A 15,558-nucleotide genomic window follows, 5' to 3' on the forward strand; every position below is an offset into this window, starting at 1 on the left:
TCCCAGTTTGCCCCTGTGTGTCCGTGCTATTTCGTGCAGGTTTAGCCCTATGCGTCCCCTGTGTGGTCAGGCTCTCGCCCTGTGCGCGCCGCACAGGGCGCCGGCCCCCTGCACACGGGTGCGCACACTCCACGACCTGCAGCTTCACCGCTCCGCACAGTCCCCACACACCCCATTCGACCGGAGACCCGCCATGACCGTCCTGCCTGAGCCGCCCGCCGCCCCTGTGGCCGGGCAGGCTGCCAACCCGCTCACCGACGCCGTCCTCCAGGCTGCCGTGCGCGACGTCATCCAGCAGACCAGCTACCGCGACGACAGCCCGCTCCCCGTGGTTGGCACTGCCCCGCCCGTGCCGCAGCCTGGTCGGCCGCCGATGAGCGCGAAGGCGGTCGACGACAGTGTCCGCATGCTGTCGGCGAGCGTCCTCGTCGCCACTGGCGGGGGAGCGGCCACCGCGGTGCTGTGGGCGTCCGGGTACGCCAACCCGGCCGTCGTCGCCTGCGTGTTCGGCGCCCCGACCGCCCTGGTGCTCGCCCTCGGCCGGCTCGCCCGGAAGGCCCGGCCCGAGCCGGAGGTGCACCAGCACTTCCACGGGCCCGTCACCCAGCAGACCACCCACAGCCGCACCAACGGCGTGTGGGCCAAGAACATCAACCGACAGTGACCTCCCGCGCCCTGGTCTCGAATCGGTGAATCCTGCCCCGACTGGGCGCTTGCAACATCATCCGCCGCTAATGTGCCGATCCATCACATCCCTGGGGGGACCATGACAGATCAGATTCCCGTGCAGCCGGCCAGCCCGCCACCGCCCGTAGACCCGCCCGCCGTCACCGCGTCGAAGCGCACGCTGAGTCCGCTCGCCGCCGGGCTCCTCGGCCTGGCTGTTGGGGCGTCCGGCGTCGGCGGCGCCTGGCTGATCACGGCCAGCAGCGGCAGTGAACCGTCGACGTTCACCCTGGAGGGGACGTTCGCCCTCACCGAAGACGCCCTCGTCGTCGGCGACAAGTGCGTCGGCACCGGCGGCTACGACGACATCATCAACGGGGCCGCCGTCACCGTGTACGGGGCGAAGGGCGACGTCATCGCCACCGGGCAGCTCGGCGACAGCAAGAAGACCGGCGTCGGCGCCTGCGAATTCCAAGTCGCGGTCCCCGACGTGCCCCGCGGGGAGAGGTTCTACAAGGTGGAAGTGTCGCACCGGGGGACGATCCAACTGTCGGCGGAGGAAGCGGAGAACGGCGAACTCGCCGCCAGCCTCGGCTAGCCGGCCGTCACTGGGCCCCGGCCGTTCTCGGTCGGGGCCTTTGTCGTGGGGGCGGGTACGGCGCGGGCCATCCACCGGCCGTCGGTCATGTACCGCGGCATCATGACGGGCTGGAAGCCCGCGTCGACCAGGCGGGCGAGGCCCTCAACGCACTCGTCCTCGCTGTCCGCTTGGATGCTCGCCCGGATCGCCATGGCAGCAGTCTGCCCCGCCCGGAGAACGGGCGGGGCAGGAACGGGGGAAGCGGCTAAGGGAGCGGGGTGATCAGAAACTCCCGCCGACGTTGCTGTATCCGCTCAATCAATTCGGTCTGCGGCGCGGGGAGATCGCGCAGCACTCGCGCCTGGTACTCGCGCGCCTTGGGTTCGAGTTCGTTTCTCCTCGGCCCCCACTTCTTGGTTCCGTCCAGACATGACATGACGGAGTTGCAGGCGTCGCACAGCATGCCTCGGATGACACGAACGTAGGGGCGCGCCGACTCGAAGTGGTCCACCACAAGTCGACGCCCGCCAGTGGCGTGGGCCGGAGTGCGGCACAGCTCGCACCGTCCTTCAGCGCGAGCGTGCAGTCGGTCGTAGTCGTCGCAGGTGAGCCGGTGGTACGTGAAGTGGTGGCAAACGTTGCCGGACTTCGAGTGCCGGTTCTGTGCCCGCCGGAACGCGGCCTCGACCGCGCGGGCACTCAAGAGGGCTTCACCTTCCCGTCGCGGATGCGGGCGACGTACTCGCGCGTCCATCCCGTTGCCTCGACTACCTCGGTGAGTCGCCCGCGTGGTGTCGGGTCAGGGAAGAGCTGGGGGATCAGGGAGCGGATGCGGTCGCGGTCTTCGTCGTTCTTGCGGTCGCGCTCCCTGATGCGGCGCGCGATGGCACGGACCTCTTCGAGCTGCTGCTGGTAGTCGCTATTCATGACCGCAGTATGCCATCCCTGGTGGCGGATGAGGTGTGCCTACCGTGTTGACATGTGAACGGTGTGTGCCTACAGTGGTCTCACTGAACGTCGCACCAAGGGGGACCGCATGATCCGCACCAACCGCATCCGCCGCCAGGTCATCAAGGCCCGCGCCGCCCAGACCCGCGCCGCCGCCAAGATCCGCCGCCGCGGCGAAGGCTCCCTCCAGACCCACGCGCTCGCCGCCGGCCTCGCCCCCCGCGACGCCCGCAGCATGGTCGGCACCCTCCGCAAGGTCGCCAAGAAGCTCGGCATCACCGGCCGCGAACACCGCGTCCACGCCGGTCGTCGAATGCGCGCCACCCACCGGTACACGCCCGTCGAGGTCGCCGTGATCTGCCTCCAGTACAAGCCCCGCCGACCCGCCTTCAAGCTCGCCGCAGCCAAGCTCGCTCTCGCCGCCTAAGGAGACCCGCCATGCCCCGTTCCGAACACCTCGCCGCCATGTCCACCGAAGGACTCCACGAGCAGCGCGACGCCTGCCTCCTCCTCACCACCGACGACTACGCCGGCACCGACCGCGTCAAGGAGTTCCACGCCGACTACGCCGACCGGCTCAGCGACGAAATCGACCGCCGCACCACCGCCTGACCTCACCTCGCCACCCGGGCCGCCGCCCTCCTGCGCGGCGGCCCCCGATCAAACATCAACGGGGGACCCATCCATGCGCACCTACGCCACCGCCCAACTGATCGGTGACCGCACTCACCAGTGCGACGCGACCGCCGTGTCCACCGCCCCGTCCGGGGCCCGCGCCTACGTCCTGCTGGACGGGATCGGCTCCTCCGACGAGGTCCGCGACTGGACCCGCACCGCCGCCCGCCGTCTGGCCCGCGCGGCGGCCCGTCGCGGTGACGCCGAGGCCGGCCTGCGCGCCGTGTACGACGCCTACGCCGGCGAACTGAATCGGCAGGGCATGTGGGGTGACGGCGCCCAGGCGTGCGCGGTCGTCGCCGTGACCGCACCCGGGAAGCCGCTCACGGTCGCCTGGTGTGGTGATGCCCGCGCCTACGCGATCCGTGGCGGCAGCGTCGACCGGCTCACCAACGACCACAACCTGCGCCGCATCTACCCGCCGCGCCACGGCATGCCGGGCGGGAACCGGAACATCATCACCTCGTGCCTGGGCGCGGCCGAGGGCGACGAGCAGCTGATGAACGAGGTCGGGCACCCGGCCATCGAGACCGCGGTCTGCCACGCCGACTCGTTCCGGCTGCTGCTCGCCTCCGACGGGGCTTACGAGCCGCACGAGGACGCCGGCCACCACCTCGCCGACCAGCTGATCGGCATGCCGGGCGAGGCCGCCCGCCACTTCGTCGACACCGCCGTCGCCACCGCGCGTGCCGTCGCCAACCCGCACGCCGACAACGCGACCGTCCTCGTCGCCGACATCCGGCCCTGACCGTCCTGAAGCTGAAGGAGCCCCGCACATGACCGGCACCCCTCCGGAAGCCCGCCGCCTGCTCGCCCGGTGGAACGCCGCCCGGCACGGCTGGGACCGCTTTCAGACCGGCAGCCGGACGACCGCGCTCCGCATCGCGCTCGCCGACCCCACGACCAACCTTGACACCACCAACACCAGCCGGCCGCACCACCCGGCCCGACCCGTCAGGAGCCCCATGGACGCCCGCGCCCGTATCCATGCCCTGCTGCCCACCGAGGAGATCGAAGCCGAGCTGGACGTCCGGCTCCGCGAGTACCGCAAGGAGATCGTCGAGCACCTGCTGCACGCGGTCGAGTACTCGCTCGGTGACGAGGCGGCCGAGCACCTGAAGATCGGCAACCCGGAGCTGGAGGCGTGGCTGGAAGGCCGCGACGCCGACTGACCCCGCCCCACCAACCGCCCCCGCCGGGCCACCTGCCCGGCCACAACACCCGCTAGGAGCCTGCCGTGACCGATACCCCCACCACTGAGGACCACGAAGCCGTCGAAGGCAGCACCCGCCCGGTCATCGAGCACGCGCTGACCGTCTACTTCGACGGCAACGCCGACCTCGCCCGCACCCTCATCGACCGGCTCATCGCCGAAGGGAGGACCGAGTGATGCCGATCTACCTTCCGGCTCCCGCGCACCGCAACGGCGGCCCCGACGGGAAGGGCTGGAACCGGCTCGCCGTCAACGCGATGGGCGCCCTGATCGACGACCAGTGCGCGCTGCGGCCCCGCGACTACAGCCATCTGCGGGAGTCGCAGGACACCCGCCGTGCCCGCTACGGCGGGTACGGGCCGTGCACCTCGGCTGGGAACTGCATCGAGTGCCCGATCCTTCAGGCCGCGCCGAAGCGCCTGGACTCGCTGGACGACCGCGTCCTCGTCCGTATTCACCCGGTGGACGGTCGTCCGTGCCTGATGAACCGGCCCGAGGACGGCTGGGCTTCACTCGCCCTTCGCTGGACGTGGCAGGACCTTGCCCGACTCGACGGCTGGGAGGTCGGCCGCCGCTACCACGACGAGCACGGTGACGGCTTCTGGCTCGAGCGAGCGGAGGACCCGGCATGACCGCCCGCCGCATGTCGGCCCGTCGCGCCCGCGAGGTCATCGACGCCGCCACGATGGTGAAGGCGCCGGACTGGTCGGAGTCCCGCCGCTGGCATGTCGTGTCCGGCGGTCAGCTGCTGGTGGTGGTCGCCCCGTCCTACGGCGGCACCAGCCGCACGGGCCGGAACGGGTGGCGGTGGTGGCTCGCCGACCTCGGCCCGTCCGGTAGCAGCCGGCGCGAGGACACCATCGAGAAGGCCGCTGCCCGTGGGCTCGCCGACTGGACGCGGTGGGCCACAGGGGGCCGCTCATGACCGCCCCCAATCCGCCCACCACCGCTGAACCCCACCCCGAGCCCGGCTGGTGGGAGGAAACCCCCGCCCAAGCCGCAGCCGCCGACCGACGCTACTGGGACGACTACTACAACCGAGACGAGGAGTAGACGTGACCGCACTCGCCACCGCGCCCGCCCCGCCCCGTACCGGTGGGCCGACCAGCCTCAACCACGTCTTCTGCTGCGACCCTGACCTTGCCCTCTGTGGTGCCGACGTCAGCGACGACGAGATCGTGGACGAAGCCGACTGTGCCGTCTGCCTCGACCTCGAAGGGCAGCCCTGCCCCACCTGCGGGCAGTGATCCACCCCGACCCTGTGGGCTCGTGCCGTCCGGTGCGGGCCCACAAGGTCGGGGTGCGTCGTCGGCGCAGCGGGCATCGCCGGCTGACGAAAGTGATCAAACCCCAGCGAGACGACCCCAAAAATGGGACAATCGAGGGGACAAACAAACACAGACCCCGGCGGGTGCTGGTGACACCCCCGGGGCGCGGCCAACCTGAAAGAGCAGGTCGACGTGACCAAGCGTATGCCCAGAAGCGGCGCCATGTGCACTCAAGAGTGCATCATCTGCGGAACCAGCTTCGACTACCGCCCTAACCGCAGCGACGGACGAGTCCGCGTGTACTGCTCACGCCCCTGCTTCTACGAAGGACTACGTCGGTACAAAGGCGGCAAGGTCGTGGAAGGCGTGCCCCAGCCGCGCCGCTGGACCCGGATGCGGAACTGCGAAAAGTGCGGAACGGTCTGCGAGAACAAGACCTACAACCAGCGCTGGTGCTCAACCTGCGCACCCGACCGCACCGCCCAGTCACGGCTCAGCAACTACAACGTCAGTCAGCCCGAGTGGAACGCCATGGTCGCGAAGCACGATGGCGTCTGCTGGATATGCCGTGAGCGTGAGCCGCAGGTGGTGGATCACAGCCACAAGACGGGCAAGGTGCGCGGCGCCCTCTGTCATCGGTGCAACGTGCAGCTTCACGGGGCAGAGAAGGAGGGATGGCTGGACTCCGCGCTGTCCTATCTGAAGGAGTTCGGCAAAGCCAGCTAAGAGGAGGTGATCTGATGCCGGGACGAAAGCACACCGGCTTCAAGTCCAAGGCCCAGTGGAAGTACTTCTGGGCCAACCCTCGACTCCGGCGCTACGCCCGGCGTAAGGCCCACGCCACGAAGGGTGGGCCTGTCGTCCGTTACCGTCGACTGCCCGCGCGTAAGGGCGCCCGCCGCCGCTAGGCAGCGGCCAGCCCGCGCGAGCCCCCGCCCACCCCAACTCATGCCGCCGCCTCCAACTCCTCGTCGGGCTCCTCGTCCTGCCCCTCGTCCGACCCGGCCTCCGAGCCGTCACTCCCAGCGTCCTCGTCATTCGGCTCCAGACCCCCGCCGCCCGCGTTGAATGGGTCGCCGGCCGGGACGGTGGACTGCTGCTTGTCCTCGCGGATGCGCTGCACTTCCGCCAGCACGTCCGCCTCCTCCAACTCCGGGCTGCGCATCTTCACCTTCATGTACGTCGAGATCGCCCCCGCAGTGTCGAGCAGGGACAGGGTGCGCGCCATGGCTTCCGGGTCCGGCTGCACCGCCTGCGGCCACGACACCGTCAACTCGGCGGCCGGGTCGACGCCCTTCGCCCCGCAGTGCCGGATGTCGACCATCATCATCGTCGTCAGATGATCAACCAGGGCAGGCTTCTGATACAGGATCTTCGTGCCGCGCGTCGACAGAGACTCCTCCTTGCGGGCCGCGACCTCCGTCGCCGTCACCGCCACATTCCCCTCCTCGCCCATCGACTGAGCCGAGTAGCCGGCAGAGGAGAGGATCTGACGGCGCAGCGCCTTCGCCGTCCGCTCATGCTCCTCAACGCGGATCTTGAACTGGATGTCGGTGATCGAGTCCTTGATGCGTTCCTCGCCCAGCAGGTTCATGCCGACGATCAACTCGCGATCCAGGTCGAAGCTGCCACCCGTACCCGGCCCGTCCGTCTCCAGCATCGACTGCGGCACCACCACCCTGGCCTTGCCGAGCCGCAGGTCCCGCATCCACGACGTCCAGGTCTCGTCGAGGGCGTCCATGGCCGGCTCGATGCCCGCATAGTCGGACCGGCCCAGCGGCGCCGTGTGCGGCACCCCGTCCCACGTCCGGTTCGGCAGCAAGTTCGGCACATGCGTGATCAACAGCCGGTCGATGCCCGTCGCCTGACGGCCCAAGTGGTCGGTGCGCGCAGCGAGGTACTCGGTGTCCGGGTGGTCGGCGAGCTCCATCCTCTGCCCGATCGTGCCCACCTCACCCCGGTACACCCCGTACTCGATCATGCCGGGGACGTGGTACTCCAGCAGCCGCCATACGCCCTTCCCGTCGCCCAGAGGGGTCAGCTCCCGCCACACGATCGCCTCCGCGAGCGCACCCCACCGCCACGTCGGCGCCACCGCCTCCGGCTGCAGCACATCTGTCCACGGCCGCGGACGCAGGCTGGTGTCCCACACAGCCCGCAGGTACACGTTCGACAGGCCCGCCGCCATCTCCGCGGCCTCGCGCATCTTGGCGTGCCCGCGGTCGTCCAGGTAGCGGCCGATCTGAGCCTGCGTCGACTTCGCCGTGGCCCGGTCAGTGGAGTCCACGTCGACGGTCACCGTCGGCACGTCCGACCACAGCAGGTTCGCCGACACCTCCGCGATGTCCGACGCGATCGGCACATGCAGTTTCGCCGCCGTCTGCCCCGGGCTGGGGTCCTGGCCCCAGAACATGCGCAGCTCACCCGTAGCCGCCCGCCGCCGGTCCACGCCGAAGAACTCCCGCGCCAACCCGTTGCGGGTGTACGCGGCGACCCCGCCGTACACGGCGGCCAGATGGTTCGGGTCGCCCGAGTACCAGGCCCGCCACATGTCGATGTCCGCGTGCGGGATCTCCAGATGGGGCGGCGGCCAGACAGTGTTCGGAGTGGTCGGCAGCGGCATGACGGATCTCCTTCTCAGGCGGCGATTGTTACTTGGCGCTGCCACAGCGGGCGAGTCGTAAAGACTCCGTAGCGCAAGGCGTCACAGTTGTGGACCAGCACGCCGCCTGCGAAGTATTCCGGGCAGTCAGCGACGGTCAGATTCCATACGGGCACGGCGCCGCTCAATGGCGTCACGCCGAGAACACGACTTCCCGCAAAAGCGGGTCTTGCTGTACTTGTTGACGGTGAACTCAGAGTTGCATCGTTCGCAGTTCCGCTGCTCGTCGTCAACTCCGCTCGCGCGTCGCCAAGCAGCCCGGCAGGCATTACTGCAGAAGCGTTCGAGTCCGTGCTTCGATCGCGTCTCGTAGGTGCTTCCGCATTGCTGACAGGCGAGCGGGTGAGTCTCCCTGCCTTCCCACGTCTTGCGGCCATGCTCGGCATGCCAGGCGCGTCCTTCGTCAGACCGATGCCACGCGGAAGCCAGAGGTCTGATGCGGTCCAGGTTGGTCCGGGCTGCGGGGGTGCAGACTCCGCGCCGGTCGTCGTTGTGGTGCTTGGCGTGCTCCTCCTCGCTGAGGCAGGCCAGATTGCCGGGGTCGTTGTTGAGAGAGTTGCCGTCCCGGTGGTGGATGTGATGGCCGGCAGGTATGTCGCGACCGTTGTGGGCCATCCAGATTTCTTCGTGAAGTCTGCGAACGCCGTTGGCTCGGTCTGTTCCGCCGGGTGTGTAGTAGGCGCGCTCAGCCCAACCCTTGGCGTCTGGGTACCGGCGGAAGGTGATGCCCTGGAAGAGAATGGATTCGACTCGTTTCGGCATGTCAAAATTGTATCCGCATAACGCAGATCATCGAGGCGAATCCATCCCTTACCTGCAACCCAAACGGGATGGTTTCCAGTTCCGGTGATGGAAAGTCCGCCCTCGATGTCGACGCGGAACACCTTCGCGGCAGGTGACGTCATACCAGCAGCTACCACCGGGCGGTAGCCCTGCCGAGTAAGCACCAGGTCTCCAGGCTGTACCGACTCGATGGGCTTGTCTCCGGCGGCTGTCGTTACGGGAGTTCCGGTGATGAGGCATCCGTGGTCGGCGACCTTCAACGGCTGCTCCTCGCCGCGCAGGGCGGCCTTGTCGTCCCAGCTGTAGCCGCCGATCTCCTGGATCAGCGCCTTGCAGGACTCGTGCACGAGGAGCTTGTTCGAGGCGAGCAGGCTGGACACGACGCGGATGCCGTCCATGACGTCGTTCTTCGCCGGCGTCGGCGTGAGTTTGTCCCGCTTCAGCTGGGTGACGAAGCTCGCCGCGCTCGGGTCGACGGTGATGAACTGCGGCCGGATCGGGCCGAGGCTGGGCACGTCGCCCAGCCAGGCGCGCAGGCGTGCCGAGTATTCGGTGTCGGTGAGCTGCTTCTTCGTCTGCCGCGCCTCGTACCGCCACTCGGCTGCGGCGTACAGCCGGCGGTCCCGGCCGAGGCCGAGGAGGACGGCGTGGAACGGGTTCGACGTGCCGTAGTCCACACCCAGGCTGATCCACTTGTGGATGCCCTCGCGCGGCAGTCTGGTGACGATGTGCCGGTCACGGTCCCACGAGTCGTAGATGGCGCCCTCCGCGGCCACCCACTCGCCGAGGATGAACCTGCGGTAGAACAGGCCCTCGTGGCTAGCCTTCATGTCGGCGACGTAGTCGGGGTCGAGGAACGGGTTGTCGTCGATCGTGAAGGAGAACCGGCTGACGGGCTTCTTCCCGGTCTGTGACAGCCAGTCCCGCATGAACCAGTGCGCCGGGTTGTCCGGGTTGGTCGTACACAGGAGCTGCGCGCCGCGCACGGACATGCGCCCGTAGAGCTGCTCGAAGAAGATCTGCGGCACGAGGGTGACCTCGTCGACGTAGGCGCCGCACACCGTCATACCGCGGATCTTCGGCTCCGACTTGGCGTCGTTGGCGCCGATCACGTGCACGACCCGGCCCAGGATGACCGCGGTAGGTGCGCCCGGCGTGTAGTGGATGAGGGAAGCGATCGGCCCGAACAGGGCAGGGTCCTGCATGGGCAGGAACAGGTTGCGGTGGATCGTCTGCGACGTCTTGCCTATCATGACGAGTTCGCCCGTCGTTGGCGCATTCGCAATGAAGATCAACCACTTCAGCAGCGACGCGATCGTCTTGCCAGAGCGGATCGCCCCTTCCCAGCAAGAGATCTTCGTCGTCGACTCGGCGACAGACCGGATCTGCTTCCGGGACAGAGGCAGGGACTCCAGCACGGCTACACCTCGTCGCTCTCGGGCCCGCCCTGCTCATCCTCCGAGCGAGAGAACGCCGCCAGCGCGTCACCCAGCGAACCGAGCATGGACTTGGCCGCGTCCAGGTTGGACGCCTCCGCCGGCGGCACGAGTTTGAGGGTCTTGTCGACGGCGATCGCCGCGGTGGTGACGAGCTTCTGCCGTTCGGCCGGGGGCGCTTCGTCGAAGGTGTGATCGTTGTACTCGTTGTCCTTGCCGCCGAACGCGTAGACGGTGGTGGGCTTGTAGACGCGTTCCAGGCTGTCCTCGGCGATGTCCATGAAGCGTTCGGCGAGGAGGGAGCGGCGTTCCTCGAGGTCTGCTGCGCGTGCTTCGGCTGCTGCCCGGATCTTCGTCCGGTCGAAGGTCAACCCGAGGTGTTCGGCGGTACGGGAGACAACCGAGTTGGTGATGCCCATCTCGCGGGAGATTGCGTTCCTGCCCAAGCCCTCGGCGTGCAGACGCCGGAGCTCGGGCCACAGGTCCTCTCCCATCAGGTGGCGAGTCACGGGGACCTCCAGGTGTGTCGTGCGCGTTGGCGCAGGAGGGTGGGCAGGGGCGTCCCGGCCATCCGCCAGGCGGACGACCACGGGACAAGAACACAGCGGCAATGCGGGTGGCGAGGCGGCCCCGGGATGGCGTCCGGGAAAGCGGCGCGCCGCGGGTCGAGGGTGAGCCCGCCGGGGAACTTCCCGCCGGGCCGGACGTGGTGGCCGGCGTAGGCGCGGCAGGCTGCGCAGGCGTCGGGTTCGGCGACCCACAGCAGGCGAGTGCCGTCTCCGAGAGCGCGGGCGATGAGACGAGGGCCTTGGGCGGCGGCGCTGGTGATGGCGACTGCGGTACCGGCAGCGATGCGGCCGATCGCCCGTCGGGCGCGTTTGAAGACGCTGTTGAGTCCGGCGAGGCCCATGGCGGTGAGTCCGGCGGTGGTGAGCAGGGCGAGCGCGTGGCCCTGCTCCTCGGCGACGGCGACGGGGATGCGGTCGGCGGCCTGCTGGGCTTCGCCGCCGGGCTCGACCTGGACGGGCGGGGTGGGCTGGCCGCGCATGGCGGCGGCGAGGGCTGAGGTGTGGCGGACGCTGAGTTGGGCGGCGTTGAACGCGGCCCGTTGGGCGGCGGCTTGCGCCTGCCTGCCCTTCCCTGCGAATGCTCGCCGGAGCAGGCCGCGGACCCATGCGACGAGTTTGTCGAGCTGGGCGGGGATCTGGCCGCCGGTGGTTTCGCGAACCCACCGGTTGACGGCTGCCTGCTGTGCGTCGGCAATGGCGGTGGCGAGGGGTCGTGTGGCGTCGGCGATGGCGCGCTGCTCGAGGTTGCGGAGCCGGCCGGGTTGCTGCTGCGCCATGTTGGCGATGCGTGCGCTGTCCACCACCCACCCCCTCCCTGCCTGGGAATCTAAGGGAATCTTGCCTTCTTGCCTTTGATTGTGCAGCATTAAGGGTGGTTGAGGGTTAACATCAGGGCCAACGAGTAGCGATCAAGGCATCGCCGCCCGAAACGGCCGCCCAAGGAGGCACCCGGTGACGACCCCCGCCCAGCCCGAGAGCACGCCCGCGGACCCGAGCAGCCAGCCGGCCACCCCGCCCGCGCCCACGGACCCCGCGCCGACTCCGCCAGAGCCGACCGCACCCGCCACGCCCGAACCGACCGAGCCGACCACCAGCGAATCCAAGGCCAAGGCGCCCAAGTTCGAAGGCGACTTCGACCCGGCCAAGTTCGAGAAGCTCGTCGAGAACATCCGCGGCGACGTCGCAGCCGAGAAGGCCAAGCGCGAAGCCGCAGAAAAGAAAGCCAAGGACGACCAGGCCGCCTTCATGAAGAAGGTCGCCACAGCGTTCGGGCTGGAGACCGACGAGCAGAAGCCGCCCACCCTCGAGGAGCTCGCCAAGCAGCTGGAGGAGTCCCGCGGAGAGACCAAGGCGTCCCGCGACGAGACCCGCCAGACCAAGGTCGAGCTCGCCGTCTACAAGTCGGCCGCCAAGCACGGCGCCGACCCCGACGCGCTCCTCGACTCCCGCACCTTCAACCAGGCCGTCGCGAAGCTCGACCCCCACGGGGACGACTTCAACACGCAGGTGCAGAAGGCCATCACGGACGCAGTCGCCGCGAACTCGAAGCTCAAGGCCAAGGCGCCGGAGCCGAAGGAGCCGGCCCCCACCCCTGCGGGTGGCGCGCCGATGGACGGGACCCCGGGCGGAAAGCGGCAGCTCACGAAGGCGGATGTGGACCGGATGACCCCATCACAGATCGCCAAGGCCCTCGCCGAAGGACGGCTCGACAGCTACCTCAGCGGTAAGGCCGGATAGGAAGCCTCCATGTCCGTCGCGCTGTTCAAGCGTGAGATCTGGGCCGCCAACATTCTGGTGGGCCTGGACAACACACTCGTCTACGCCCAGCCTCAGGTCGTCAACCGGGACTACGAGGGCGAGATCACCGCCCAGGGCCAGTCCGTGCGGATCGTCACCGTCGGCGACCCCTCGATCTTCGAGTACAAGTCCGGCGACACGATCAACTACGAGGACATCGACACCGCCGGAACCGACCTGCTCATCGACCAGGGCGACGCGTTCGCGTTCAAGCTCGACGACGTCGACAAGGCCCAGGTCGCCGTCAACCCCATGCTGCGCACCACGCAGCGCGCCGCGCAGAAGCTCGCCGACAAGGCCGACTCCTACGTCGCCAGCCTCTACACCGGGGTCGCACCCTCGAACGTCGTCGGCACCACGGGCGCACCGATCGCTCTCTCGGCCACCCCGACCGACGCCTGGGACAAGGTCCTCATCCCGCTGCGCACCAAGCTGAACCGGGCGAACGTGCCCGCCGCCGGCCGGTACGTCGTCGTCTCGCCGGAGTTCACCGGGGCGCTGCTGCGCGATTCCCGCTTCGACCGGGTCGACGCCTCCGGCTCCTCCGAGGGCCTGCGCAACGGCATCGTCGGACGGGCTGCGGGCTTCGACGTCCTGGAGTCGAACGTCACCCCGAACCCCACCGGGTCGGTGCAGGTCGTCCAGGCCGGCTACCCGGGTGCGATCACCTACGCGGACCAGATCCTCGAGACGGAGGCGCTGCGCCTCGAGTCCACGATCGCGGACGCCGTCCGGGGCCTGCACGTGTACGGCGCGAAGCTGCTGCGCCCCGAGGGCATCGCCGTCGCCTACGTCAACCCGGCCGCCTGATCCCTCTTCGTGATTCTCGTTCGCGCTCTTACAGGAGGAATCGTGGCGCGCACTTCTCTCACTCCGACCAGTCTCGGTGGCAGCGATGTCGCCGACCCGACCGGCACTGCCATCGACTCGACGCTCGTCACGAACGGCGTCGTCATCAACGCCGCCGACCCCAGCCGGACCGTCCTGCGGGTAGCCAACAGCGCTGGGTCGGCGAAGAAGGTGACCATCCGTGCGGGTGACGCCGGAGGGCCGGCCTGGATGCGCACCCAGGGCGACACCGAGGTGTCCGTATCGGCGTCCGGAACGCGCTGGCTGGGCCCGTTCTCCGAGGCCCGCTACTCCCAGTCCGGCGGCAAGCTCCACATCGACTTCGAGACGGGCTTCACCGGCACCGTGACCGCGTTCCAGCTGGGCCGGGGGATCTGACATGGCGGCCCGCGAGTACATCGGCGCCGGGGGCATGCGGCTGCATCTCGACGAGCCCCTGGCGCCGGAGATGGCAGCCCAGGTCGCACGCGGCGAACTGCGGCTCGCCGAGGACGGGGAGCCGCTCCTCGACCCGGACCGCGCCATCGAGCCGCAGGTGATCCAGCACGGCGCGGACGCCCCCGCGGCGACCCGCGTCGGCCGCAACGTGCCCGCCGCTCCGGAGCGCCCCGGCCGGGACGATCACACGGGGGCGTGGGCGACGTATGCGGTCCGTCTCGGTCTGCTCGCCACCAAGGCGGCCACCATGACCCGGACCCAGCTCATCGAGTGGGTGCAGGCCGTGGACGACGCCGGCACCGGCGTCGTCGGTGACGCGGGCGAGGGCGTGCAGGGCCCGGAGCACGCCAGCGTCGACGGCCGCCCCAACGACTCCCAGGGCGAAGAGGCCCCGCTTGAGGTCGCCACGGTGGAGCCCACCGGGACGGCGTCTGACGGCGACCAGGGCGACGCGCCCAACAGCGCCCAGAAGCCGAAGGCCACCGACAAGGTCGCCGACTGGCGCGCCTACGCGGTGTCCCTCGGCATGCCCGAGGACGAAGCCGCCGACGCGACCAAGGCCGACCTTCAGGACTGGGTGCAGGTCCACGAGGACGCGCACGGGTCGGAGGGCTGACCTGTGGCGTATGCGACCGTCCAGGATCTCGAGGCGTGGCTCGCCCCTGAGCCCGCCCCGGACAACGCCGTGCGTCTGCTGGAGTTGGCGTCGGACGCGGTCGACGAGGTGCTGTACGGCATCGCCTACGCCCCGGATGACCCCGAGGTGCTGGCGGTGCTGCGGAAGGCTGTGGTGCGGCAGGCGCACTGGCTGATGGACCGGGATGACGAGTCCGGGGCTCAGGACGATCTGCAGTCCATGTCGACCGGGCAGCGGTCGTTCACGCGGCGGACGGTCGGTCAGGGCGCGGGTGCGGCCCCGACGGTGGGGCCGAAGGTCGTGTCCGTGCTGCGTGCGTCGGGGCTGTTGCAGTTCTATCCGTTGGTGGTGGGCTGATGCCGGGCCACATCGGACGCCAGACCGTCACCCTCCTGGACGCGCCGCTCGTCGAGGGCGCGTACAACAAGCAGGTCCGCGACTGGGAGCACGCCACACCGACCGTGGTGCGGCGGGTGACCGTCGACTACACCAGCAGCTCGGAGACGAAGAACGCGGCCGACCAGACGGTCACCACGGCCCGCCTGTTCATGCCGCCCCGGGCCCCGCGGGTCACGGAGTGGATGCGCGTCAAGTGGCAGGGCCGCGACTGGGAAGTGGACGGCGTCCCGGCAGTGCCGGAACGGGCCGGCCCGCTGTCGGGGCAGATCGTCGACCTCAGGGAGGTGGCGGGCTGATGGCCACCCGGGTGGAGATCGACGTCGAACTGGACGCCGAGGCGATCGAGTTCGAGCTGCCGTTGACCGGTGAGGTGCAGGACGACCTGACTGCCCGCATGAAGCGGGTGGAGTCTGTCGCGATCGCTACGGCTCCGGTCTACACGGGCGAATACCGCGACAAGATCCACATCGTGGATGAGCCCGACGCGGACGGCACACGCCACGTCGACGCGGACGCCGCGCACTCCTACTACGTCGAGCACGGCACGACGCAGCGGGACCGCAACGGCCGCGCGATCCACCGCCCCCACTACACCCTCAGCCACGCACTCGACGCCGCTGGCGGCGATCACTGATGAA

The 15,558-nt window shown here is 69.3% G+C and carries 27 protein-coding genes and 1 pseudogene; 20 read left to right on the forward strand and 8 right to left on the reverse strand.

The genetic code is table 11. The annotated features are described in order from the left end of the window. Positions 1 to 193: 193 nt before the first annotated feature. Both AC02VZ_RS09875 and AC02VZ_RS09880 read left to right on the forward strand, forming a co-directional pair. On the forward strand, positions 194 to 664 hold the full coding sequence (locus tag AC02VZ_RS09875; protein WP_476475143.1) for a hypothetical protein: 471 nt from the start codon (positions 194 to 196) through the stop codon (positions 662 to 664). 102 nt (positions 665 to 766) lie between these two features. After that, on the forward strand, positions 767 to 1,264 hold the full coding sequence (locus AC02VZ_RS09880) for a hypothetical protein (protein ID WP_476475144.1): 498 nt from the start codon (positions 767 to 769) through the stop codon (positions 1,262 to 1,264). Here the strand turns inward: AC02VZ_RS09880 and AC02VZ_RS09885 are convergent. Genes AC02VZ_RS09885 through AC02VZ_RS09895 form a run of 3 tightly spaced genes read right to left on the reverse strand, consistent with a single transcriptional unit; the run spans position 1,261 to position 2,173 of the window. Then, positions 1,261 to 1,458, reverse strand: coding sequence for a hypothetical protein (locus AC02VZ_RS09885; RefSeq protein ID WP_476475145.1), 198 nt, complete (start codon positions 1,456 to 1,458; stop codon positions 1,261 to 1,263). The genes AC02VZ_RS09880 and AC02VZ_RS09885 overlap by 4 nt on opposite strands. Before the next feature lie 53 nt (positions 1,459 to 1,511). Beyond that, a complete protein-coding gene (locus AC02VZ_RS09890; protein WP_432053716.1) occupies positions 1,512 to 1,949 on the reverse strand; it encodes an endonuclease domain-containing protein in 438 nt (145 codons plus the stop codon). Beyond that, on the reverse strand, positions 1,946 to 2,173 hold the full coding sequence (locus AC02VZ_RS09895) for a hypothetical protein (RefSeq protein ID WP_432053717.1): 228 nt from the start codon (positions 2,171 to 2,173) through the stop codon (positions 1,946 to 1,948). The genes AC02VZ_RS09890 and AC02VZ_RS09895 overlap by 4 nt, the downstream gene beginning before the upstream one ends. A 109-nt stretch (positions 2,174 to 2,282) precedes the next feature. Between AC02VZ_RS09895 and AC02VZ_RS09900 the strand changes: the two genes are divergently transcribed. The 11 genes from AC02VZ_RS09900 to AC02VZ_RS09950 all read left to right on the forward strand — a co-directional run bounded on the left by AC02VZ_RS09900 (position 2,283) and on the right by AC02VZ_RS09950 (position 6,258). Beyond that, positions 2,283 to 2,621 (forward strand): hypothetical protein, encoded by a 339-nt coding sequence (locus AC02VZ_RS09900; RefSeq protein WP_476475146.1) that lies wholly within the window; start codon positions 2,283 to 2,285, stop codon positions 2,619 to 2,621. Positions 2,622 to 2,632: 11 nt separating this feature from the next. Beyond that, positions 2,633 to 2,806, forward strand: coding sequence for a hypothetical protein (locus AC02VZ_RS09905; RefSeq protein ID WP_476475147.1), 174 nt, complete (start codon positions 2,633 to 2,635; stop codon positions 2,804 to 2,806). Positions 2,807 to 2,879: 73 nt separating this feature from the next. Continuing rightward, positions 2,880 to 3,617: a PP2C family serine/threonine-protein phosphatase gene (locus AC02VZ_RS09910; RefSeq protein WP_476475148.1), complete on the forward strand. Its 738-nt coding sequence runs from the start codon at positions 2,880 to 2,882 to the stop codon at positions 3,615 to 3,617. Positions 3,618 to 3,645: 28 nt separating this feature from the next. After that, positions 3,646 to 4,041 (forward strand): hypothetical protein, encoded by a 396-nt coding sequence (locus tag AC02VZ_RS09915; protein WP_476475149.1) that lies wholly within the window; start codon positions 3,646 to 3,648, stop codon positions 4,039 to 4,041. A gap of 65 nt (positions 4,042 to 4,106) precedes the next feature. Further along, positions 4,107 to 4,259: a hypothetical protein gene (locus AC02VZ_RS09920; protein WP_476475150.1), complete on the forward strand. Its 153-nt coding sequence runs from the start codon at positions 4,107 to 4,109 to the stop codon at positions 4,257 to 4,259. Then, on the forward strand, positions 4,259 to 4,714 hold the full coding sequence (locus AC02VZ_RS09925; protein ID WP_476475151.1) for a hypothetical protein: 456 nt from the start codon (positions 4,259 to 4,261) through the stop codon (positions 4,712 to 4,714). Before AC02VZ_RS09920 ends, AC02VZ_RS09925 begins: the two co-directional genes overlap by 1 nt. Next, positions 4,711 to 5,007, forward strand: coding sequence for a hypothetical protein (locus tag AC02VZ_RS09930; protein WP_476475152.1), 297 nt, complete (start codon positions 4,711 to 4,713; stop codon positions 5,005 to 5,007). Before AC02VZ_RS09925 ends, AC02VZ_RS09930 begins: the two co-directional genes overlap by 4 nt. Next, positions 5,004 to 5,135 (forward strand): hypothetical protein, encoded by a 132-nt coding sequence (locus AC02VZ_RS09935; RefSeq protein ID WP_476475153.1) that lies wholly within the window; start codon positions 5,004 to 5,006, stop codon positions 5,133 to 5,135. The genes AC02VZ_RS09930 and AC02VZ_RS09935 overlap by 4 nt, the downstream gene beginning before the upstream one ends. A gap of 2 nt (positions 5,136 to 5,137) precedes the next feature. Beyond that, positions 5,138 to 5,329, forward strand: a complete 192-nt coding sequence (locus AC02VZ_RS09940; protein WP_476475154.1) for a hypothetical protein — start codon at positions 5,138 to 5,140, stop codon at positions 5,327 to 5,329. A 213-nt stretch (positions 5,330 to 5,542) separates the two neighbouring features. Next, on the forward strand, positions 5,543 to 6,076 hold the full coding sequence (locus AC02VZ_RS09945) for an endonuclease domain-containing protein (protein WP_476475155.1): 534 nt from the start codon (positions 5,543 to 5,545) through the stop codon (positions 6,074 to 6,076). 14 nt (positions 6,077 to 6,090) lie between these two features. Further along, complete coding sequence (locus AC02VZ_RS09950; RefSeq protein ID WP_476475156.1) at positions 6,091 to 6,258, forward strand: hypothetical protein; 168 nt, start codon at positions 6,091 to 6,093, stop codon at positions 6,256 to 6,258. A gap of 38 nt (positions 6,259 to 6,296) precedes the next feature. On the opposite strand, the gene AC02VZ_RS09955 is transcribed toward AC02VZ_RS09950, so the two are convergent. From AC02VZ_RS09955 to AC02VZ_RS09975, 5 genes and pseudogenes are all read right to left on the reverse strand, one after another. After that, positions 6,297 to 7,973 carry a hypothetical protein gene (locus AC02VZ_RS09955; RefSeq protein WP_476475157.1) on the reverse strand — a complete coding sequence of 559 codons (1,677 nt, stop codon included), beginning with the start codon at positions 7,971 to 7,973 and terminating at the stop codon, positions 6,297 to 6,299. Positions 7,974 to 8,099: 126 nt separating this feature from the next. Next, positions 8,100 to 8,774 carry an HNH endonuclease signature motif containing protein gene (locus AC02VZ_RS09960; protein ID WP_476475215.1) on the reverse strand — a complete coding sequence of 225 codons (675 nt, stop codon included), beginning with the start codon at positions 8,772 to 8,774 and terminating at the stop codon, positions 8,100 to 8,102. A 269-nt stretch (positions 8,775 to 9,043) separates the two neighbouring features. Next, positions 9,044 to 10,213 (reverse strand): annotated as a pseudogene (locus AC02VZ_RS09965) (PBSX family phage terminase large subunit); the annotation flags it as partial. Between the two features lie 2 nt (positions 10,214 to 10,215). Then, positions 10,216 to 10,740, reverse strand: a complete 525-nt coding sequence (locus AC02VZ_RS09970) for a hypothetical protein (protein WP_476475158.1) — start codon at positions 10,738 to 10,740, stop codon at positions 10,216 to 10,218. Beyond that, positions 10,737 to 11,603 (reverse strand): hypothetical protein, encoded by an 867-nt coding sequence (locus AC02VZ_RS09975; protein WP_476475159.1) that lies wholly within the window; start codon positions 11,601 to 11,603, stop codon positions 10,737 to 10,739. The genes AC02VZ_RS09970 and AC02VZ_RS09975 overlap by 4 nt, the downstream gene beginning before the upstream one ends. A gap of 148 nt (positions 11,604 to 11,751) precedes the next feature. On the opposite strand from AC02VZ_RS09975, the gene AC02VZ_RS09980 reads away from it, so the two are divergent. The 7 genes from AC02VZ_RS09980 to AC02VZ_RS10010 are packed head-to-tail and all read left to right on the forward strand — an operon-like array spanning position 11,752 to position 15,554. Continuing rightward, positions 11,752 to 12,537, forward strand: a complete 786-nt coding sequence (locus tag AC02VZ_RS09980) for a hypothetical protein (protein ID WP_476475160.1) — start codon at positions 11,752 to 11,754, stop codon at positions 12,535 to 12,537. 9 nt (positions 12,538 to 12,546) lie between these two features. Further along, on the forward strand, positions 12,547 to 13,407 hold the full coding sequence (locus AC02VZ_RS09985) for a phage major capsid protein (RefSeq protein WP_476475161.1): 861 nt from the start codon (positions 12,547 to 12,549) through the stop codon (positions 13,405 to 13,407). A 42-nt stretch (positions 13,408 to 13,449) separates the two neighbouring features. Continuing rightward, the gene (locus AC02VZ_RS09990) at positions 13,450 to 13,824 is read left to right on the forward strand and encodes a hypothetical protein (RefSeq protein ID WP_476475162.1); all 375 of its coding nucleotides are present in this window, start codon (positions 13,450 to 13,452) and stop codon (positions 13,822 to 13,824) included. A 1-nt stretch (position 13,825) separates the two neighbouring features. Then, complete coding sequence (locus tag AC02VZ_RS09995; protein WP_476475163.1) at positions 13,826 to 14,500, forward strand: hypothetical protein; 675 nt, start codon at positions 13,826 to 13,828, stop codon at positions 14,498 to 14,500. A 3-nt stretch (positions 14,501 to 14,503) separates the two neighbouring features. Next, positions 14,504 to 14,878, forward strand: a complete 375-nt coding sequence (locus AC02VZ_RS10000; RefSeq protein WP_476475164.1) for a head-tail connector protein — start codon at positions 14,504 to 14,506, stop codon at positions 14,876 to 14,878. Beyond that, positions 14,878 to 15,216: a hypothetical protein gene (locus AC02VZ_RS10005; RefSeq protein ID WP_476475165.1), complete on the forward strand. Its 339-nt coding sequence runs from the start codon at positions 14,878 to 14,880 to the stop codon at positions 15,214 to 15,216. The genes AC02VZ_RS10000 and AC02VZ_RS10005 overlap by 1 nt, the downstream gene beginning before the upstream one ends. Next, a complete protein-coding gene (locus tag AC02VZ_RS10010; RefSeq protein WP_476475166.1) occupies positions 15,216 to 15,554 on the forward strand; it encodes an HK97 gp10 family phage protein in 339 nt (112 codons plus the stop codon). The genes AC02VZ_RS10005 and AC02VZ_RS10010 overlap by 1 nt, the downstream gene beginning before the upstream one ends. The last annotated feature ends 4 nt before the right edge of the window (positions 15,555 to 15,558 follow it).

This window comes from Streptomyces sp. 3-6, from assembly GCF_056323165.1.